Source organism: Buchnera aphidicola (Pemphigus populi), from assembly GCF_964058935.1.
In the GTDB taxonomy this organism is placed as follows: Bacteria; Pseudomonadota; Gammaproteobacteria; order Enterobacterales; family Enterobacteriaceae; genus Buchnera_C; species Buchnera_C aphidicola_D.
On the sequence record NZ_OZ060372.1, the window covers coordinates 112355 to 134315 of the forward strand.

The 21961-nt window shown below is 22.9% G+C and carries 15 protein-coding genes, 1 tRNA gene and 3 pseudogenes; 14 read left to right on the plus strand and 5 right to left on the minus strand.

Annotation, left to right across the window (positions count from 1 at the left end; all coding sequences use genetic code 11):
• Positions 1-671: 671 nt before the first annotated feature.
• Entirely contained in the window at positions 672-2291 is a 1620-nt protein-coding gene (gene metG / locus AB4W65_RS00515) for a methionine--tRNA ligase (protein WP_367673683.1), read from the plus strand.
• 71 nt (positions 2292-2362) lie between these two features.
• Here metG and tilS (AB4W65_RS00520) read toward each other — a convergent pair whose 3' ends face one another.
• The 3 genes from tilS (AB4W65_RS00520) to AB4W65_RS00530 all read right to left on the minus strand — a co-directional run bounded on the left by tilS (AB4W65_RS00520) (position 2363) and on the right by AB4W65_RS00530 (position 3803).
• Complete coding sequence (tilS, locus tag AB4W65_RS00520) at positions 2363-2950, minus strand: tRNA lysidine(34) synthetase TilS (protein ID WP_367673684.1); 588 nt, start codon at positions 2948-2950, stop codon at positions 2363-2365.
• A gap of 2 nt (positions 2951-2952) precedes the next feature.
• Positions 2953-3672, minus strand: coding sequence for a tRNA lysidine(34) synthetase TilS (tilS, locus tag AB4W65_RS00525; protein WP_367673685.1), 720 nt, complete (start codon positions 3670-3672; stop codon positions 2953-2955).
• Between the two features lie 54 nt (positions 3673-3726).
• Positions 3727-3803 (minus strand) — tRNA-Val (locus AB4W65_RS00530).
• A gap of 713 nt (positions 3804-4516) precedes the next feature.
• On the opposite strand from AB4W65_RS00530, the gene AB4W65_RS00535 reads away from it, so the two are divergent.
• The 3 genes and pseudogenes from AB4W65_RS00535 (at position 4517) to AB4W65_RS00545 (ending at position 6410) form a co-directional block, all read left to right on the plus strand.
• Entirely contained in the window at positions 4517-5122 is a 606-nt protein-coding gene (locus AB4W65_RS00535; RefSeq protein WP_367673686.1) for a riboflavin synthase subunit alpha, read from the plus strand.
• A gap of 416 nt (positions 5123-5538) precedes the next feature.
• Positions 5539-5754, plus strand: coding sequence for a transcription modulator YdgT (ydgT, locus tag AB4W65_RS00540; protein ID WP_265197114.1), 216 nt, complete (start codon positions 5539-5541; stop codon positions 5752-5754).
• 281 nt (positions 5755-6035) lie between these two features.
• Positions 6036-6410, plus strand: a pseudogene (locus AB4W65_RS00545) (Rnf-Nqr domain containing protein).
• Here AB4W65_RS00545 and AB4W65_RS00550 read toward each other — a convergent pair.
• A complete protein-coding gene (locus AB4W65_RS00550; RefSeq protein ID WP_367673687.1) occupies positions 6378-6590 on the minus strand; it encodes a hypothetical protein in 213 nt (70 codons plus the stop codon). The pseudogene AB4W65_RS00545 and the gene AB4W65_RS00550 sit on opposite strands and share 33 nt — an antisense overlap.
• Before the next feature lie 1010 nt (positions 6591-7600).
• Between AB4W65_RS00550 and AB4W65_RS00555 the strand changes: the two genes are divergently transcribed.
• From AB4W65_RS00555 to tyrS, 6 genes and pseudogenes are all read left to right on the plus strand, one after another.
• A complete protein-coding gene (locus AB4W65_RS00555) occupies positions 7601-7714 on the plus strand; it encodes a hypothetical protein (protein ID WP_367673808.1) in 114 nt (37 codons plus the stop codon).
• Positions 7715-8935: 1221 nt separating this feature from the next.
• Positions 8936-9049 carry an RnfABCDGE type electron transport complex subunit D gene (locus AB4W65_RS00560; protein ID WP_367673688.1) on the plus strand — a complete coding sequence of 38 codons (114 nt, stop codon included), beginning with the start codon at positions 8936-8938 and terminating at the stop codon, positions 9047-9049.
• Positions 9050-10374: 1325 nt separating this feature from the next.
• Positions 10375-10824 (plus strand): annotated as a pseudogene (locus tag AB4W65_RS00565) (Rnf-Nqr domain containing protein); the annotation flags it as partial.
• Between the two features lie 176 nt (positions 10825-11000).
• Positions 11001-11632, plus strand: a pseudogene (nth, locus tag AB4W65_RS00570) (endonuclease III).
• A gap of 126 nt (positions 11633-11758) precedes the next feature.
• The gene (gene priA / locus AB4W65_RS00575) at positions 11759-13963 is read left to right on the plus strand and encodes a primosomal protein N' (RefSeq protein WP_367673689.1); all 2205 of its coding nucleotides are present in this window, start codon (positions 11759-11761) and stop codon (positions 13961-13963) included.
• Positions 13964-14194: 231 nt separating this feature from the next.
• Positions 14195-15466 carry a tyrosine--tRNA ligase gene (tyrS, locus tag AB4W65_RS00580; RefSeq protein WP_367673690.1) on the plus strand — a complete coding sequence of 424 codons (1272 nt, stop codon included), beginning with the start codon at positions 14195-14197 and terminating at the stop codon, positions 15464-15466.
• A gap of 96 nt (positions 15467-15562) precedes the next feature.
• Here tyrS and AB4W65_RS00585 read toward each other — a convergent pair whose 3' ends face one another.
• The gene (locus AB4W65_RS00585; RefSeq protein ID WP_367673691.1) at positions 15563-15928 is read right to left on the minus strand and encodes an iron-sulfur cluster assembly accessory protein; all 366 of its coding nucleotides are present in this window, start codon (positions 15926-15928) and stop codon (positions 15563-15565) included.
• A gap of 550 nt (positions 15929-16478) precedes the next feature.
• On the opposite strand from AB4W65_RS00585, the gene ydiK reads away from it, so the two are divergent.
• The 4 genes from ydiK to infC all read left to right on the plus strand — a co-directional run bounded on the left by ydiK (position 16479) and on the right by infC (position 21935).
• Entirely contained in the window at positions 16479-17579 is a 1101-nt protein-coding gene (ydiK, locus tag AB4W65_RS00590) for an AI-2E family transporter YdiK (RefSeq protein ID WP_367673692.1), read from the plus strand.
• Positions 17580-18133: 554 nt separating this feature from the next.
• A complete protein-coding gene (locus AB4W65_RS00595) occupies positions 18134-19180 on the plus strand; it encodes a 3-deoxy-7-phosphoheptulonate synthase (RefSeq protein WP_367673693.1) in 1047 nt (348 codons plus the stop codon).
• A 430-nt stretch (positions 19181-19610) separates the two neighbouring features.
• Positions 19611-21392: a threonine--tRNA ligase gene (gene thrS / locus AB4W65_RS00600; protein WP_367673694.1), complete on the plus strand. Its 1782-nt coding sequence runs from the start codon at positions 19611-19613 to the stop codon at positions 21390-21392.
• Positions 21393-21395: 3 nt separating this feature from the next.
• On the plus strand, positions 21396-21935 hold the full coding sequence (gene infC, locus AB4W65_RS00605) for a translation initiation factor IF-3 (protein WP_367673809.1): 540 nt from the start codon (positions 21396-21398) through the stop codon (positions 21933-21935).
• The last annotated feature ends 26 nt before the right edge of the window (positions 21936-21961 follow it).

A 21961-nucleotide genomic window follows, 5' to 3' on the forward strand; every position in this document is an offset into this window, starting at 1 on the left:
TATTTTTATATATAATTATTTATATTTTTATAGGAGATAATGTTAGTTTGATTATGTAATAGTTTATTCAAATAAATTAAATAATAAGGATTTAATTATTACTATTTATCCTAATAGTAATTCTATTAACAAAAAACTATTGATGTTTCTTTAGGTTAACATTTCATCTTTTTTTAAAAATTAGAAAAGATATATAGATTTCAGTTAATCTAAAATAGAAGTTAGTGTTATTGTGAGGAAATCTATAAGTAATGAGATGTGTGTATTTACAGATCTTTTTCTTAAATCTGTAATTTAATATTGAGAATTATTTTAGAAGTAATTTGGATTCTGAAAGATTACATTAGTTAGTTGGGATACCGATTTTTTAGCTTATTTTTTTGGATTATAATTTATATAATTTTTCTTCTATAAAGCTCGGAGTGATAGGTGAATTTTTTATAATTTTTAAATTTTAGAAAATTAAATTTAGGTATATTTATAGTTTTACTTAATTTTCAATTTCTTACAGATCTGATATGACATCTGTATCACTATTTTAAAAAAGTTAAATATTTAAATTAGTCAGGAACAGAGTTTAGTGCAATACATTAAGATTAGGTTAATAATAAAAATTATATGTATATGTAATTTTCTTTATTTTAATATTTTTACTGAGAGATTTTTGAAAAATGAGTATTTTATCAAAAAAAATATTAGTAACATGTGCATTTCCTTATGCTAATGGATCTATTCATCTTGGTCATTTACTTGAACATATTCAAGCTGATATTTGGGTACGTTATAATAGGATGAGAGGTCATCAGGTATACTTTATTTGTGCCGATGATGCACATGGAACAGCGGTAATGTTAAAATCAAAAAAACAAAATATTTCTCCTGAAGAATTAATTTCTAATATTTATCAAAAACATAAATATGATTTTTTAAATTTTAATATATCTTATGATAATTATTATTCTACTCATAGCAAAGAAAATTATGATTTAGTAAAGAAAATATTTTCTATATTAAGTAGAAAGAATCATATTAAGGAAGATGTTATTCATCAATTATATGATACTGAAGAAAATATTTTTTTACCCGATCGTTTTGTAAAAGGGTTTTGTCCCATTTGTAAATCTGGTGATCAATACGGTGATCATTGCGAGACATGTGGAGCTATTTATGCTGCCAAGGATTTAATTAAACCTATATCAGTTTTATCTAAGTCTATACCTATTTTACGAACTTCTATTCATTTGTTTTTTGACTTACCTTTTTTTAGTAATATGCTAAAAAAATGGATATTTTCTGGAATTTTACAAGATTCTGTTTTAAATAAAACAAAAGAATGGTTTCGAGTTGGTTTAAAAAAATGGGATATATCTAGAGATAAACCTTATTTTGGATTTCAGATTCCAAATTATTTGAATAAATATTTTTATGTTTGGTTGGATGCTCCTATGGGTTATATTAGTACATTTAAAAATCTTTGTAAAAAAAGAATAGATTTAGATTTTCATGAATTTTGGAATAAAGATTCAACTTGTGAATTATATCATTTTATAGGAAAAGATATTATTTATTTTCATACCTTATTTTGGCCAGCAATATTAGAAGCAATTGGATTTCGAAAACCTACAAAAATTTTTGTACATGGATATGTTACTATGCATGGTAATAAATTATCAAAATCTAAAAATAGCTTTATGTTAGCATCAGATTGGTTGAAAAATTTTGATTCAGATAGTTTGCGATATTATTATGCATGTAAGTTATCAGATAAAATTCAGGATATTGAATTTGATATTCAGAAATTAGTTAAGAAAGTTAATACAGATATTGTAAATAAAGTTGTTAATTTAGCTTCACGTAGTGCTAGTTTTATTAATAAAATATTTTACGGAAAACTAGCTGGAAAACTGATTGATATGAAGTTTTATATGGAATTTGTTTCGGCATCTAAAGATATAGAGAAATATTTTATTAATCGTCAATTTTCTTTAGCTATAAAAAAAATAATGAAATTTTCTGATATAGCTAATAAATACATTAATGATCAAAAACCATGGATATTAGGTAAAGAAAAATATGATCAATTACATATGATTTCATCCATGGGTATCAATTTATTTAGAGTGATTATGACTTGGTTAAAGCCAGTCGTACCATCTTTGGCAGAAAGATCAGAATTTTTTTTAAAAACAATATTGACATGGGATGGGATCAAAAATCCTTTATTGCAACATAAAATTAATAACTTCACGATTTTATATAAAAGAATTGATATTAATAAAATAAAATTATAACTGTAAAAATAAGCTGATTAATTTTTAATACAACTGCTATATGTTTAAAATATATATTTTCTATAATAGTATTAATTATTTTTAATAATATTATTATGCCAAGATAAATGCCAATAGTTTTTAACTATAAAATTTTTCTCTACTATTATAAAGACTCCAAGGGCACTAATAAAACGATTGTTATAAAATAAAAGAGGAATATTATTTCTATTCCATATTGGAATATTTAAATTTTGCCATATTTTTTTTATTTTTTTTTTATGAGGATAGCCTTGAATATAAAAATAACCATTTACTTGAAAACGAATATTAATTAGTTCTTTTTTTCCAGGACTGGGTATTTTTATTCCTATGTTATTTTTCGTAATAACACCTAATTGATTAGGTAGGACTAACGGTATTGATGGTGTATGCCAGGAAATAATCATATTTTTTATGGAAGGAGAAATTGGTTTTATTAAGTAAATTTTTTTTTTATATTTTCTAATTTCGTATTCTTTAAAACCTATTTTAGGTGATGCATCTTTTTCGCTTTTTATAATATTTTTGTAAATTTCATTTAGTCCTTTATAAGTAGGTATTTTAAAATTTTGTAAAGCAATCCAATTTCTTAAAATTATATTTATTATTTCTTTTTTTAGACCTGTCAGGTCTTTCATTTTTAATGAACCGTCAGATAACATTTTTTTTTTAATATAGATTTTGAAAAATAATTAAGTGCTGTTTCTTGTTCACTACAAATTTTTGCACTACGTACACAATTTTCTATAAAGAATGGCCATCTTTCTTGTAATATAGGTATAATTTTTTTTCTTAAAAAATTACGATCGTAATAAGTGTCTGAGTTACTATTATCTTCTATCCATTTTAGTTTATTTTTTTTGGCCCATTTTTCAATTGTAGTCCTGTCTATATTTAACAAGGGTCTAATATGTATAATATTAGCATTTTTTTTATGAATCGCCATGCTAGATAACCCTTTTGGTCCACTTCCTCTTTTTAAAGCCAATAAAAAAGTTTCACATTGATCATTTAAATTATGTGCAGTAAGTATTATTTCTTTTGGTTGTAAATATTTGTATATTGTTTGATATCTAATAAATCGAGATTCTGCTTCAATATTATTTTTTTTTACATCAATAAACACTTTTTTAATAATAATAGGGATATTATATTTTTGACATTCTTTTTTACAGTGTTGGCTCCAAGAGTTAGCATCTATATTTAATTGATGATTAATATGTATAACACGAAAATAAATATTTATTTTTTTTTTTAATTTTAATAATAAATGTAAAAGTACAGTAGAATCCAATCCACCACTGTAACCTAATAAAAAATGTTTTTTTTCATTTAATATTTTTTTTAATTCTTCTATCATAATTTTTATTACCTATAATTTTTTATTTTATGTAACTTTTATTTTTTAAAATAATGGTACGTCCGAGTGGATTTGAACCACCGACCTTCACCTTGTCATGGTGATACTCTAACCAGCTGAGCTACGGACGTATATAAAAGATTATATATAATTTTATTTTTAATAAATTAATTATTTTGAAATTAGAATTCTGTTATAATATATATAAAGTATTTTACTTAATTTAATATAATTATATTAATAGTAAAAATTTTTATATTTTTACTATTAATCATAAAAATAATTTATTATTAATTTATATATATCAATACATTATAACATAAATATAAATATTTTGTAAATTTATGAAGTAATATTAATTATTGATAAATTTGATTAAAAAATAAAAATATTGATTTAATTTTTTATTTTTGAAAATTAAGTTAATAAAACAGTATTTCAATATTTTTATACTATATAAATATAAATTTATTTAGTTTTATATATTTTATTGTTATTAATATATTAAAGAATTGAGATATTAAATATGTAATAAAATATATCTTATAATTATGATGGAAAAGAAGTATTTATAGTATACTACAAAGTGATATTCATGGAATGATGTTTTGTTATAAGTAATAATATTACATATGATTAGAATAAAGATATGATATGTTTTGTGTTGTTTATTAGTGATAAATATTTATTTTAAAGATTTATAAATATAATTTTTTTAATAAATAATTTTTATTTAAAAATATTTTTTATAAATATTAATAATATTCTTACTTTTTATTTTCATAAATTTAATTTTAACATAAAAATTAGTTTACTGATTATATTAAAAATTAGGATTGATATTATGTTTACCGGTATTGTTAATAGTTGTGCAACAGTTTGTAGTATAGAAGAAAGTAGTAATTTTTTAACATATGGTATTAAATTTCCTATTTTTTTATTACATAAACTAAAAATAGGAGCTTCGGTAGCAAATAATGGTTGTTGTTTAACAGTAAAATATATTAAGAATAATATTATTTTTTTTGATATAGTTCAAGCAACTTTAGATTGTACTAACTTGGGTTTATTGTTAGTAGGTAATCAGATTAATATTGAAAGATCTGCAAAATTTGGAGATGAAATAGGTGGACATATAATATCTGGGCATATCATTGCTACAGCAATTATAGAAAATATATATATTTCTAAAAAAAATAGAGAAATATGGTTGTTTATAAAAAAAATATCTATCATGAAGTATATTTTATATAAAGGATTTATTGCTATTGATGGAGTTAGTTTAACTGTAGGAAAAGTGGTAAATAATACATTTTGTGTATATTTAATCCCAGAAACAGTATTGTTAACAACATTAGGAAATAAAAAAATCGGTGATGTTGTTAATATAGAAGTAGATTACTATACAAAATTATTAATAGATAATGCAGAAAAAATATTACTAAGATAGATTTTTATAAAAAAATTATAACATAATAAGTATACTATTTTAATAGGAATTTTTTAATATTATATTATAATAAATTTTATTTTTAGTTTTAAATATTAAAATGTTTCAATGATTTCATAATATATGTATAAAATTTAATTGTTATATAAAGTTTAATATATAGGATTAAATATTATGACTGAAAGTCAGAACAACTAGATTATTAATGATACTTAAGTATTATAAGATATTTTTTTAAAATAAATTATTTATAATTTATTTTACTAAATTTTATTAACAAAATATATTAGTATATTTAGTATATATTTTTAAAATATTGATTTATTACTTTAATTAAATACATTAATGAATGTAATGTATATATTTAATATTATATTTTAATATACATTTTTTATCTTCTAATTATTATAATGATTATGACAACACAAGATTATTTGTTAAAATTTCGTCGAGTAAACTCTTTAAAGAGTCTTGAAAAATTATTTGATCATCTTAATTATTCTTTATTAAATGATCATGAATTAATTAATATGTATAGAGCAGCAGATCATCGTAGAGCTGAATTGGCTTCTGGTGGTCAATTATTCGATTTAGGATGTGTTCCTAAATTTATATGGCATTATGTATTATAAAAAATAATATTTACATATACATCAAACTTTATTAAAACATATAATAAATTTTTTATTTAACATAAATGTTTTATAGACATATAGTCTATATATTAATTATTAATATAAGAAGGATCTATGGGCAGAAAACATGGAATTAATTTTTTTATTTTTTATAAAAATTAAAAAAATTAATTATTAAAATTTATACTTATTTTTTGAGTTGAATATAATCGACTATCTTTTTTATTTATTGGCAATATATTGGTAATAATTTTATTATTAGTACAATTTTTAGGTATTTGTCCTTTTGTTGGAGCATCAAAAAAATTGAAGTAGCTATAGGAATTAGTTTATCTACTACTTTTGTAATTGCTATATCTATTATTTTATCTCGGTTGGCAAACTATTATATTTTATTACCATTTAACTTATTATATCTTCGTATTATGATGTATATGTTGATTATTTCGGTTAGTGTCTAATTTATAGAAATTATTATCAAAAGAAATAGTTTTTATTTATATAAATCATTAGGTGTATTGTTACTTTTAATTACTACTAAGTGTATTGTATTAGAGATTTCATTATTGAATTTAAAATTAAACCATAGTTTCATTTTTTCGGTTATATATGGATTTAGTTTATTTATTGGTTGTTCTTTGGTTATAGTATAACTTGCTAAGTATATGAGAACGTATTTTTTCAGCTGATATTCCCGTTCCCTTTAAAGAATCTCCTATTGAATTAGTAAAATCTAGATTAATGTTAATTTCATTTATGGGATTTAACGATTTAATAAAATTTTTATAATTTACACTATTACTACTATTTTTATTTTTAGTTTTTTTTAGCATAATATTAGGTTTAGGTTTGCATTATATTTTTCATCAGTATAAATAAAATATTTTTCTATTATAGATAATATAGAAGAAATATTATCATAGAGTCAATGTGGTTAATGCGTATATCCAGGTTGTTTTGTGTTATGAAAAGCTATTGTTAACAAAAAAGAAAAAATAAATAAGTATCTTTCTGGTGGAAAGATGTGTTGGTAAAATTACAAGATTTATTAAATATTGATATAGTTTAATATAATATAAATATTTTACCAATAAATAGAGTTTCTACGGTGGATTCTATTGATGAACACAATTGTATGGTGGTGCTAAATATTGAGAAATTTGTCCTATGGATTCGATTGTAGGTTCTCTTAACTTCATGCATACAGTATTAATTAATTATTTTATAGATGTAATTTATGTATACCAGTTTGTCCTCTTGATTGTATTTATACTAAAAGTATTTCTTATAAAAGTAAGAAAAATTTTTATAAATAAAAAAAGTTCTAAAATTTTTTTGTTATGGATGCAGATTAGTGAAAATATTTCTATTTTATTTGTAATAAAAAACACCATTTTTATGGTGGAAGAAAGTTTTTGTTTATAAAAAAATATAAAAAAATTACCAGAGAAAATCATATTATTAGGAGATAAATTTCTTGTTTACCTGGATATTGATACTTTTGAGATGATTCAATTAAGAGTACAAATAGGAGATCAAATTTTTTAAAGGTTAAATATTGGTTTTTGGATAGAGAAATGTAGTTCCTATATGTACTCCTACTTCAGGAAAAATATTTAATATTAAAAGATATATATATGACTTAATTTTATATTAATAAAAAATAGAAATTTATCTTATAGCAGATGGTAAAGATATCAGTAAAAATTCATTTATAAGATATAATTGGAAAACCATATATCGTGAAAGTATTATTAAATTAATTTATAAAAATAGAGTAGTTGGTTTAGGTGGTGCACATTTTTACCGCTGAAAATTAAATTTATCACTTAACAAAAGAAGTATAGAGACTTTAACAATTAATGCTATCGAAAGTGAACCTTATATTACAGTAGACAGATGGTTAACAAAACATTATGTATCCGAAATTTTAAAAGGTTGTGAAATTCTAAAATAGTTATTAAGAATGAAATATATCAATTTTCAATTGAAGAAGATAAAAATTCTATTTTTACTGAGATAAAAAGTGAATTATGTAATTATCCTAGTATATAGTTACGTATTCTTAAAAAATATCTTTCGGGTAGTAGTAAACAGTTCATTAAATGATTAATAGGTAAAGAAGTTCTTCATAACTTACATGCAACTGATATAGAAATAATTATGTATAATGTTGTAACTGTATATGTTATAAAAAGAGCTATTATAGAAGGGGAAGCTGACATTCAATATGTAAGTTACTATTAACTATAGGTACTCTTAAAAATTATGGTAGTATGTGAGTAAGATTTGGTGTATCTATTAATGATTTGTTATTGTATACTCACTGTCATAATTTTAAAAATAAAAAAGAAATCATGGGTAGACCATTGATGGGTTTTATCACGTCTGATTTAAATACTCCGATATCAAAAAATACAAATTATATTTTTATTCTTTCTGAGAATAAAATTAAATAAATGTCCAGAAAAATCCTGTATTCGTTTTAAAAATTGTTCTGATGCATGTTCTATGAAATTATTATCTCAATAACTTTATTGGTATTCTAAGGTTTTAAATCACGATAAAAAATAGTATACAATTAAAGATTGTATTGAATATGGGATTTGTGAAAAAGTATGTTCCAGTAATATTCCACTACTTAAGTAGTATAAAAAAGAGAAAAGGATACTCAATAAGATAAGATCTAATAAAATTAAATCTAGAGATTGTACATTGAGATTTTAGCATTAACAATTAAGGTTAAACAGCGAAAAAATATTCAAGATGTTATCGATAAAATTAGAAATAAAAAGAATGTTTTTAAAAATAGATTTTTAATTAATACGTTGATTAAAAGTATCATACTATTTTCTTAAAAATGTTAGTATTAAACAAGAATATTATTCTGGAATAAATTTTCCAGATGTATATTATAAACGTGATACTAAATAAATAATTTTATTAGTAATCAGAGTATGTTTTTCAGGTATCATTATCCAATTTTATTATTTTGAATATGGAATATTATTACAAATATTAATTCCAATGATGATAGTTGTATTATCAGAATTAATAATTCTAATTATTAGAAATAAGATCATACAACATATTATCAAAAATTATTCAGTTGTAGTAACGGCAATTTTACTTGCAGTCAGCTCTTTTCTTTTTTTACTATTTTTGTTAAATATAATTGGTGTGTTTTTCTATATTAATAGCTAAACAATTGTATGGGGGGTTAGGTCAGAATTTGTTTAATCCCGATATGGTTGGTGATGTATTTTATGAATATTATCTTCTATTGTTATGACTAAGTTTATAGCATCGTGTAATATATTTTAAAATCCTCTTAATTTTACAAAAATTATGAGTATTATTTTTGTTATAGAAAATAATGATAATATTTTTTAAGAGTTAAAATTTGAAAAAAATAACGAAATTTGATCTACTCCGTTAGATAAATTTAAAACAGATGTTTTATTTAAAAATATAAACCAATACAGGATAGAAAAAATAAATATGTATTTATTGCACAAAATGATTCTGTTAAGATAATTTTATTTAGAAATAGATAAATACAGGATACCCCCTTGGGAGGTATTTTTTATTATGGATGAATGTTATTCATTTGAGAATTTCATTTTATTTTTTATTAATGTTAATTTTTTATGTGAATTATATTGCTTTTATAACAGATAATGGTTGGCTTTACTAATTAACAAATTTGTTTTCTAGAACTACCATGTTAGGTGCATTTTTTGTTATTACTGATCCTATTACTATTCTTACTACTAAAATCGGTTGTTTTATATTTTTGCTATTTTAATAGGATTTTTAGTTGGGTTAATTTAAAGTTTTGGAGGATATTTTGATGCAATTCCTTTTTCAATATTATTATCCAATTTATTGGTGCCATTAATAGATTATGATATTAAACTTAGGGTATATAGATATAACAAGGAATGATGATGTTTTTTAGTTTTTTCAAAAGAGCATTGGTATTTGGTTTTTTCCTTTTTAACATCAGGTTTAACTTCTATCTTCATGAATTAACAAAAAAGATACAAAGACAAATATAAAAAAAGAGAAAAGTTTTTTAGCAATATGTATTGCCTTTATATTTGTATAATAAAAATATTTTAAAAGAGTATTTTTTAATAAAAAATAAGGTCTTGGAAGATACATTAAATCATAGATTTTGGATTGCTAAAAATATAATAAAATAACAGCAATAGCTATTGAAGTTAAAACTAGAGAAGGTTATTCTGGTTTTATTAAATTTTTATTAGGCGTTGATATATATGGAAATATACTTGGAGTACTTGTAATAGAAAATTATGAAATATTAGAAATGAGGGATAAAATTAGTGTAGACGTTTTAGATTGGATCACATATCTTCAGGAAGATATATCTTTAGTTGAATGGATACCTATTTTGAATTAAAGAAGTATGATGGTGAAATTAATCAGTTTACAGGAGCAATAATCACTTCTTGAGCTCCGTGGTAAAAATTATTAAAAAAGTGGTTTTTTCAATAATTCAAATATCATCTAAGATATTACAATGTAATATCTGTGGGGAAAAATGAAATTAAATAAATATTTTTAATGGGTAGAGTATAAAAAAATTCTACTTTAGTACAATTTTTAAGACTATGTTTTGTTTTAGTAATCATTACTACAGAAATTAATGGATTAAGTGTAGGCTTGTCTACTACTTTAGTTATTATTTGTACCAATACTACTATTTCATTTTTTAGAAAATATATTCGTAAAGATATACGTATACTTGTTTATATGATGATTATCTCAGTTGTAGTAAGTTGTATGGAAATATTAATATATGCTTATTTATTTAATTTATATAATTTTTTAGGTATATTTATCTCTTTAATAGTTACTAACTGTATTGTATTAGGACGGGTTAATGCTATGGCTACAAAACAGTCACTTTTATTTTCATTATTAGATGTTGTTTATATCGGAATGGGTTCTTGTATTGTAATTTTTATTCTTGGATTTGTGAGAGAAATATTAGATATAGCAATGTGGGTTAGTGGTATTGAAAGATTATTTAGTCATTGATCTAATTTTTTTGTATTTATGTGATAAATAAAAATTTATATCATGTTATTAAGTTTATTACCATCAGTAGGTTTGATAATTTTATCATTACTTTCAGCATGTAAATATTTTTTTGATGATAAAAGTAATTGTATTTATAAAAATTTTTGTAAAAAAATGAGGTAGAGGATACTGTTTTGAATAAAAAAAAACGTTATGATATCATGCAAATGTTTAGTAAAAAAAAAATATTTTTCGTACAGAATTAGTATTTTCTTCTTCATTTGAATGTTTAATATCAGTTATCTTATCTGCACAATCTAGAGATATTAGTATTAACAAAGTAACTAAAAAATTATATATTGTGGCTAATACACCTCAAAAGATACTATATCTTGGTATAGATAATTTAAAATCTTATATAAAAACAATAGGACTATACAATAAAAAAGCAAATAATATTATCGATACTTGTCAGATTTTATTATGTAAATATGATGGTATAGTACCTAATAATCGTATAAGTTTAGAAAAATTGCCAGGAGTTGGAAGAAAAACTGCAAATGTAATATTAAATTTAATTTTCAATTGGAGTACCATTGCTGTGGATACTCATGTTTTCAGAGTAGTTAATAGAATGAATTTTGTAACAGGAAAAACAGTTAAAGAATTAGAAAAAGAATTATTAATGCATGTACCAATTTATTTTATATTGTATTTTCACAATTGGTTTGTTCATCATGGTCGTTATATATGTACTGCCATTCAACCAAAATGTAAAATATGTTTTGTTAAAGATAAATGTGAATTTGAAAATAAAATAAAATAATTATTACTTATATTCTTTATTAATTTCATAAAGATAATAATATTATAATTATTTATTTTTAAAAATTTTTAATTTTAATTAAAAGTAGTTTTACATAAAGTATACATATTTTATATGGGTAATATTGTGTTTATTATACAAGTTGCAATTTTTTTACCGATTAAAAAAATTTTTGAATATACTTGTCCTAAAGAAATAACTCCTATTATTGGTAGTCGGGTGTCAGTACCTTTTGGAACCAGAAAGATAATAGGTATGATTATATCTTTTTATTATCATACTTGTACGGTGCATTTAAAATTAAAATCTATTTGTTCTATTATTGATGCAGATTCAATTTTTACTAATAGTTTATGGAAAACATTAGAATGGTCTTCTATTTATCATCATTGTTCAATGGGATATATATTATATCATGTTTTACCTATTTTTGTTAAAAAAGGTAAAGTAGTTGAATCGATAACATTATATAAATGGATGATAACAAAAAAAGGAAAAGATATAGATATCAATATCTTAAAGAAAACACCAAGACAATATCATGCTTTATCAGTATTACGTCATAGATCAATTTTAAAAAATGAATTTAAAAAATATAACTTGTCTCATTATGTGTTGAAAAAATTAAAAGATAAAAACTTGTGTAGCGCATATGTTTTTTCTCAGAATATTTATAATAATACGAATAATATTTTAATAAAAAATTTTGATTTACAATTAAATAAAAAAGAATTATTTACTATTGAAAAAATTTTAAATAGAGAAAATTATTTTAAATCTTGGTTGTTAATAGGTATGCAGTATAAAGTAAAAAGACAGATATATTTTAGTCTAGTATTAGAATTACTTAAAAAGGGATTACAAATACTCATTTTAGTTTCTAATGATAATATGGTTGATCATATTGTTTCTTTATTTCAGACTTATTTTAATGTGCCAGTTGATGGATTTTATTCCAGCACAACTAATTATCAAAAGTTTTCCATATGGTTTCGTGCAAAAAATAATAAAACAGCAGTGATTATAGGTACCAAACAAGCTATTTTTATTCCTATAGATAAATTAGGTATTATTATTATAGATGAAGAACATAGTATTACTTATAAGAATAAGAAGGGATGGTTGTATAATGCTAGGGATATAGGAGTTGTGAGAGCTTATCAAGAAAAAATTCCTATAGTGATAGAATCAGTATCACCTACTTTAGAAACGTTAAAAAACGTTATTAATAAAAAATATCAATATGTTAATTTACATAGATCTATATTAAATAAAAAGAAAATAATACAGCAGATCATTAATATTAAAGGTGAAAGATTAAAAAGTGGATTATCTGTTACTTTGATTAATAGAATTAACCAACATATATATAAAAAAAATACTGTAGTACTTATTGTAAATAACAATAATTATATCTTTTTTATACTATCTTGTAAAAACTGTCATTGGACGGCTAAATGTGATCTATGCAATGAATATTATTATTTTAATGAACATTATCAGGAATTGTATTGTAGATTTTGTTTCATTAGATTTTCTGTTCCTTTATTTTGTTTCGATTGTGGGTCAGCAGAGATAGTTGCACGTTGTTTTAATATGGAATACATGAGAATTTCTATTAAAAAAATTTTTTCTGGTACACCTATATTATGTATTAATTATAATAGTAAAAATTTTAAAAATATTATTAATAAAAATTTTTTACAAAGTATCTTAAATCAGGCATTGATTATATTAGTAAGAGAACAGGATATTTTTAGTGCTCATTTATTTAATGCTACTTTAGTAGGAATGGTGTTAATAGATTCTTATTTTACATCTATGACATTTCGTTCTATAGAAAGATTTGCCCAATTTTATACTTATTCCATTAATTTATTAAATAACAATTCTAAAAATTTTGAAATGTTAATACAAACATCATACCCTAATGATATTAATTTAAATCAATTAATACAAGAAGGTTATCATAAGTTATCTATTAATTTATTGAGAAAAAGAAAAGTTTTACAATTGCCGCCATTTACTTATCATGCTGTTATTTATGCTTATAGTAAAAAATATTATAAAGTAGAAAATTTTTTTTTAATTTTTCAGAAAATCATAAAAAATAGAGAAAAAGAAAAAAATAGCAATATTTGGATGATGGGCCCTTTTCCTGAATTAAGTCGATCAATAAATAAAAAAAACTGTGTATATAAATTATTGCTGCAGCATTCTTCTCGTCGATTATTGCATAATATATTAAAACATAGTATTAACCTTATTAGTACTATTCCGGTTGCTCGAACAATAAAATGGATATTGGATATAGATCCGATTGATATTTAAGAAATATTAAAAATATTTTATATATGATATGAAAAATCTTTATATTCTGAAATATTTATATCAATAGAATTACAATTCTCATTCTCTATTTTAGAGAATAGAGCATGAAGGGTTTATTTAAAAAATATTAATTATATTTAAAATTTTAAATAAAAGTTGAATAATCATAAACTGTTAAAAATATAATAAAAATTATTTATATGCAGGTTTTTCATATTTATATGAGGATATATGTTACATAATATATTAATTAATGAATTAAAAGAGAGAGGATGTATAGCACAATGTACAGATGAACAGGGATTGTTGCAGAGTATGTTATCTAATTCTATTGCTCTTTATTGTGGTTTTGATATCACTGCCGATAGTTTGCATGTAGGTCATATTTTACCTTTGTTATGTTTAAAAAGATCTCAAATGTTAGGTAATAAACCAATTGTTTTATTGGGTGAAGCCACTAGTTTAATTGGGGATCCTAGTTTTAAAAATGTAGAAAGAAAATTAAATAATATAGAATCTATTATTTTATGGAGAAAAAATATTACCAAACAGATTGCAAATTTTCTTGATTTTCATTGTGGAAAAAATAGTGCTAAAATTGTTAATAACCAAGATTGGTTTGGCAATATTAATGTATTAACTTTTTTACGAAATGTAGGTAAACATTTTTCTGTTAATCAAATGATTAACAGAGAATCTGTAAAAAGAAGGATTCTTTCTGGCAATCAAGGAATATCTTTTACTGAATTTTCTTATAGTTTACTTCAAGCGTATGATTTTTCAATGTTATATAAAAAATATTCAGTAACTTTGCAAATTGGAGGTTCAGATCAATGGGGAAATATTACCTCTGGTATTTTTTTAACTCGTCGATTATTCAATAAAACAGTATTTGGATTAACTTTACCTTTATTAGTGCAAGAAAATGGTATTAAATTTGGTAAAACAGAAACAGGAACTTTGTGGTTGGATCCTAAAAAAACTAGTCCTTATAAATTTTATCAATTTTGGATTAATCGATCAGATTCAGAAATTTTTAATTTTTTGAAAATGTTTACTTTTTTAAGTCTTAATGAAATTAAAAATATAAAAACAAAAAACATTGACAATAATGATTTTTATTTACCTAGAACTGTTTTAGCAGAAAGTATTACTAGTTTAGTGCATGGAAAAACAGGCATGTTTGCTGCCAAAAGAATTTCGTCTTTTTTATTTTCCAAATCTGTAAATGAGTTGATGATTTCTGATTTCCAACAATTGAAACAAGATGGAATACCTTTTATTAAATTATTGGGTAATGAAGATTTACAGCAGGCTCTAGTTTATGCTGTTTTAGCACCTTCTCGTGGTCAAGCAAGAAAAATGATTACTGATGGTGCGATATACATTAATAATTGTTTAAAAAGAGATAGTAAATATCATTTTAGAGATTCTGATAAAATATTTGGAAAATTTACTTTATTACGTCGTGGAAAAAAACATCACTGTTTATTATGTTGGTAAAAATAATTTTTATATATAAGATCTTTTGTGGAGGAAAATATAAAAAATAATGATACAGATATTTATTTTAAATAAAAATTAAAAAAATTTTATTTCTTATAATTCGAAACTTTCTCCACAACCACAGTAATTTTTTGTATTATAATTTTTAAATTGAAATATTTGATTTAAACCTTTTGTCACAAAGTCAATTTCCATACCTTCTAATATAGTTAATATTTTTTTTGATATAAACAATGTGGCACCATTCTTCAAGAATTCAATTTCTTCTTTTTGCTTTTCTTGAGCTAATTCCATCACAATGCGAAATCCGGCACATCCTGATTTTTTTATTTTAATTCTAATTCCTTTATTTTTTGGATTTTTACCAATTAAATAAGATATCTGCATTAATGCATTTTTTGTTAAGTGAATTCCTTGAAATAATGTTTGACTATTAATTTTATTGGTGATATTTGTCATATGTATAAATTTTCCTAATTTTTTAAATTATTTCTTTTAGATAAATGAACTTTTATATTATATAATATATACCGGTGATATGTATATTTTTATATAAAAATTTTTATGTTAATAAAGTGATTTCACAATATTTGTTTTTTAAAGCTTTTACACCATGTGCCAATAAATATTGGTATAATATTAAATATTTTTTGTTATTAATGAATAAAATTTTTAGTAATATAGTTATTATTATACATATTTTTAAAATTTTTTATGATTATTAAAATTGTAAGTCCCATTAAGTATGATGTAATTAATTATTTTTTATTAGAGTAAATATTCTAAAATGAAACATTTTAAAAGTAATAGTTTAATTTCAATTTTTATATAAAATTTTTTTATAAAAAATATAATATAAAAACTCGATATTTTTTCTTCTATAATTTTTCTCTTTTATAAATACATAATAATATAATTTTATTTATACGTTATATGTATTGTCTCCATTGGTAAGAGGTATTATTTTTTCAAGTTAAATAATCCAAGAACTATTGAGGTGTAATTGCGTATGTATAATTACAAGAATAGTATAGATTTGCCACAAGCTATATTTTCATTATTTTTTTTTATTATTCTGACATTAACTAGTTTTTGGATTATTCGTCCATTTTTTTTAGGATTTTCTTGGGCGAGTATGATAGTAATTGCTACTTGGCCATTTATGTTAAAACTGCAATTTTTATTTGGAGGGAAACGTTATTTTGCTGTTATTATAATGACTATTTTTTTATTGCTTATTTTTATTATTCCTGTTGTTTTTTTAGTAAACAGTTTAATTGAAAATAGTGTACCTTTAATGAATTGGTTAACTTCAGGAAAGTTACAATTTCCTAATTTAAATTGGCTACAAGATATACCTATTATTGGGATAAAATTATTTATCAGTTATCATAAATTACTAAATGAGGGAGGAGTATCTTTAATCACTCAAATTCAACCTTATATGGGTATTACTACTGAATTTTTTATTATACAAGTAGGTAATTTTGGTCGTTTTGTTGTTGATTTAATTTTTATGTTAATTTTTAGTTCTATATTATATTGGAATGGAGAACAAGTTGGAAATATTATTCGTCATTTTGCATTTAGATTAGCCGCTAAACCAGGCGATGCAGTAGTTTTACTTGCAGGACAAGCTATTCGAGCGGTTGCATTAGGAGTGGTTGTAACTGCTTTGGTACAAGGAATATTAGGTGGTATAGGGTTAGTAACCTTAGGAATACCTTATGCTTCTTTACTAATGATTTTAATTATTTTATTTTGTTTAATCCAATTGGGTCCCTTACCAGTTTTAATCCCTGCTATTGTTTGGCTTTACTGGCACGGTAATGCAACCAGTGGAACTGTATTATTAGTTTGGAGTGGTATTTTGTGTATTTTAGATCATATTTTACGGCCAGTATTAATACGAATAGGTGCTGATTTACCTATATTATTAATTTTATCCGGAGTAATTGGTGGACTTCTTGCATTTGGTATGATCGGTTTATTTATTGGACCAGTGGTCTTAGTAATTTCATATCGTTTGCTTTCATCTTGGATGAATGAAATTCCTTCTCCTGATTCATTTTCCACTATACCAATTAAAAATATATCAAAAAATAAGTAAAATAATATTTACTGTGTTTGATATTTATAAAAACTTTTAAAAAAATAATTAGAATAAATATTCTAATTTATTTTAAAGAAATTAAATATAAGTTTATGAGTAGATTATTTTTTTTAAGTAAAATATATAATTAGGTTTTATTAATCACAAAATATAATTATTAATTATTTTTATAAAAATTTTATTATAATTAATTTTTATTACGAGCAGATTGTTCATGGATTAATCTAAAAATAATAGAATGATTAGTATATATAATTGAATATTTATATATTCAATTATTTTTTATTATTGTTAATAAATATTTTATTAGTGAATAGTATTGATTACATAAAATATTTTAAAAAATTTTTAAATATTTTTAATAAATATTAATTTTTGTTTGGTATATGTAATATCATTAATATTTACATGGTATTTTTTATACCTATAATCATTTCTTAAAAAATATTTTTAAATTTAAAATTAAATTGCAACTATCTAATTAGTTTGATTATGATTCTAATCATATCTTGTTGTTATTTCTAGAATATAGACTAATTATAGAGAAAAAAATGAAAAAAACAGACGAATTACGGACAATACGAATCGATCCATTGGTAACACCATCTGAATTAGCTAAGCGTTATGCTATTACTCCAGAGATTATGGATAATGTTATTACGACAAGGAATAATGTTGCTAGAATAATAACAGGACAGGATAAACGTCTATTAGTTATTATAGGACCTTGTTCAGTACATGATCCTGAAGCGGCAGTTGAATATGCATCGAGACTTAATGTATTAAGAAAAAAGTATCATTCTCGTCTTGAAATTATAATGAGGACGTATTTCGAAAAACCAAGAACTGTTGTTGGATGGAAAGGATTAATTTCAGATCCTGATCTGAATAGTAGTTTTCGGGTGAATCATGGATTATCCATTGCTAGAAAATTATTATTAGATATTAATAGATTAGGTATGCCTGCTGCCACAGAGTTTTTAGATATAGTAATTGGGCAATTTATAGCAGATCTTATTAGTTGGGGAGCTATAGGTGCAAGAACAACAGAAAGTCAAATTCATCGTGAAATGGCTTCTGCTTTATCATGTCCTGTTGGTTTTAAAAATGGTACTGACGGTAATATTCGTATTGCCATCGATGCTATTAGAGCGGCTAGAGTAAAACATTTATTTTTAGCACCTGATAAACATGGACAGATGACCATTAATCATACAAGTGGTAATCCATTTTGTCATATTATTATGCGTGGTGGAATATCTCCAAATTATCATGTTGAAGATATTGCTTTGGCTGTAAAACATTTACATGATTTCGGTCTTTCAGAATATTTAATGGTTGATTTTAGTCATGGAAATTGTTTAAAACAACATCGTCGTCAACGTGATGTTGGTGAATCTATAGCTAAACAAATTTACAACGGTTCTACAGCTATTGTAGGTGTTATGATTGAAAGTTTTTTAGAAGAAGGTGCTCAAGCAATAATTGATAATGAATTTTTGATTTATGGTAAATCAATTACAGATCCGTGTTTAGGTTGGGATGATAGTGTATGTTTGATTGATCGATTAGCAAAATCTATTGATAGTCGTTTTTAATTATAAATAGGGGTATCAGTTAATCTTATACTGATACCCCTATTTTATGTAAATATTTTAGTAATTTTTACTATATTTAATATACAATATGAAAATTAATTATTTTTTGATACTATAAAAAATATTAAATACTATTATTTTTTACTCATATAAGGTCTAAATATTTTTTTTAAAATTGTAGATATATGCTATTGAATACTTATTTATTGTTTTATTTTAAAATATTTTTTGATCCAAAATATTTATAATATATATTATAGATTTTAATATTGGATAATTACTATTTTATTTTTTCATCATTTTTTAGATATAAGTAGATGGATATATGATTACTGTTTAGTAATAGATATTTTAAAAATAAATTTAAGTATATTCAATAAAATTTTTGATAGAAGCTTATGTTAATGGTTAGTTAGTTGGTGTAGATACTGTGATAAAATGTAATGCTGAGGTGACTATTAATAATAAAGAAAAATTTTATTTAGAAGCAATTCGTTATTCCTGTTCGCAATTGTTAGCTTATTCTGTAAAAAAAATTTATCCAATATCTAAAATTGCTGATAGTACAATTACTAAAAATGGATTTTATTGTGACGTAGACATAGAGTCTAAATTAACAGAGAATGATATCTCTGTATTAGAAAAAAATATGTTTTTTTTGATTAAAAATAATTTTAACTTTATGAAGAAAATAGTTACGTGGAAATATGCTCGTAATTTATTTTTGTCTCGCAGGGAAACGTATAAAGTTTATATATTAGACAATATATATAAAAATAAATCAATGGTTGAAATTCTTTATTATGAAGATTATGTTGATATTTGTAGTGATATTCAGCAAGTATCTAATATAAATTTTTGTCGTATTTTTAAATTACAGACTATTTCTGGAGCTTATTGGAAAGGAAATAGAAAAAATAAAATGCTACAAAGAATTTGTGGTACCGCATGGTCTAATAAAAGTCAATTAAAAAAATATATAATAAGTATAGAAGAAGCAAAAGAAAGAGATCATAGAATTATAGCAAAAAAATTAGATTTATATCACATGCAAGATGAAGCCCCCGGTATGGTTTTTTGGCATCATAATGGTTGGATAATTTTTCGAGAATTAGAAAATTTTGTTAGAATAAACTTAAAAAAATATCATTATCAAGAAGTAAAAACTCCTTTTATGATGGATAGATTAATATGGGAAAAAAGTGGTCATTTAAAAAATTACCAAGAATCTATATTTACTACATCATCAGAAAATAGACATTACTGCATTAAACCAATGAATTGTCCTGGACATGTTCAAATATTTAATCAAAAGTTAAGATCTTATCGTGATTTACCTATTAGAATTGCAGAGTTTGGTAGTTGTCATCGAAATGAACCATCTGGTTCTTTACATGGTTTAATGAGAATTAGGGGTTTTACTCAAGATGATGCACATATATTTTGTACAAATGATCAAATAAAAAAAGAGATCAATGATTGCATTAAAATGATATATGATTTATATAATTTATTTTGTTTTAAAAAAATATCAGTAAAATTGTCTACACGACCTGAAAAACGTATTGGTGATGACAAAATATGGGATTTCGCAGAACAAAATTTAGTTGCAGTTTTGAAAGAAAATAATTTGATATTTGATTATCAAGTAGGAGAAGGTGCTTTTTACGGGCCTAAAATTGAATTTTCTTTACATGATTCTTTAGGAAGAATTTGGCAATGTGGAACTATTCAACTAGATTTTTATTTACCAACTAGTTTAGATGCTTTCTATATTAATAAAAATAATGAACATCAGGTTCCAGTAATGATTCATAGAGCAATATTGGGTTCAATAGAACGTTTTATTGGTATTTTAGTGGAAGAGTATAAAGGATTTTTCCCATTTTGGTTATCTCCTATACAAGTGGTAGTAATAGGGATTAATGATAATCATATCAATTATGTTAATCGATTAATTAAACAATTATCTGATGAAGGAATTAGAGTTATATCAGATTTTAGAAACGATAGAATTAATTTTAAAATTCGAGAACATTTATTAAATAGAATACCTTATATATTCATATGTGGGGATCAAGAAGAAAAAGATAATACAGTAAGTATTAGAACTAGATCAAGTAAAAAAATTAATAATGTAAAATTCAATAATTTGATTAAAAAACTTAAGAAAGATATTGTTGATCGTAGTATTAATTTACTGGAGGAATAAAGTATTAAAGTCGGAAAAAAAATACAATTAATACGTCCTAATCGTATTAATAATGAAATTCGAGCTAAAGAAGTTCGACTTTCAGGGTTTGATGGTGAACAAATTGGTATCGTTAATTTGCAAGAAGCATTAAAAAAAGCTGCAGAAGAAGGATTTGATTTAGTAGAAATTAGTCCAAATGCAGAACCACCAGTTTGTCGTATTATGAATTACGGAAAATATTTGTATGAAAAAAGTAAATCTTATAAAGAACAAAAAAAGAAACAAAAAATAATACAAGTTAAGGAGATAAAATTTAGACCAGGAACAGATAAAGGAGATTATCAAGTTAAATTAAAAAATTTAATTCGTTTTTTAGAAGAAGGAGATAAAGTTAAAATTACATTACGTTTTCGTGGTCGTGAAATGGCACATCAACAAATTGGTATGGACATGTTAAATCGAGTAAAAAATGATTTAAATCAAATAGCTATTGTGGAATTTTTTCCTAATAGAGTAGAAGGACGTCAAATGATAATGATATTAGCTCCAAAAAAGAAATAACTGTATGATTGATTGATCACTATTAA

Excerpts from the sequence above, each read along its gene's own strand:
- metG (WP_367673683.1), top strand. The coding sequence starts at position 672 with ATGAGTATTTTATCAAAAAAAATATTAGTAACATGTGCATTTCCTTAT.
- tilS (WP_367673684.1), bottom strand. The coding sequence starts at position 2,950 with ATGAAAGACCTGACAGGTCTAAAAAAAGAAATAATAAATATAATTTTA.
- tilS (WP_367673685.1), bottom strand. The coding sequence starts at position 3,672 with ATGATAGAAGAATTAAAAAAAATATTAAATGAAAAAAAACATTTTTTA.
- AB4W65_RS00535 (WP_367673686.1), top strand. The coding sequence starts at position 4,517 with ATGTTTACCGGTATTGTTAATAGTTGTGCAACAGTTTGTAGTATAGAA.
- ydgT (WP_265197114.1), top strand. The coding sequence starts at position 5,539 with ATGACAACACAAGATTATTTGTTAAAATTTCGTCGAGTAAACTCTTTA.
- AB4W65_RS00550 (WP_367673687.1), bottom strand. The coding sequence starts at position 6,590 with ATGCTAAAAAAAACTAAAAATAAAAATAGTAGTAATAGTGTAAATTAT.
- tyrS (WP_367673690.1), top strand. The coding sequence starts at position 14,195 with ATGTTACATAATATATTAATTAATGAATTAAAAGAGAGAGGATGTATA.
- AB4W65_RS00585 (WP_367673691.1), bottom strand. The coding sequence starts at position 15,928 with ATGACAAATATCACCAATAAAATTAATAGTCAAACATTATTTCAAGGA.
- ydiK (WP_367673692.1), top strand. The coding sequence starts at position 16,479 with ATGTATAATTACAAGAATAGTATAGATTTGCCACAAGCTATATTTTCA.
- AB4W65_RS00595 (WP_367673693.1), top strand. The coding sequence starts at position 18,134 with ATGAAAAAAACAGACGAATTACGGACAATACGAATCGATCCATTGGTA.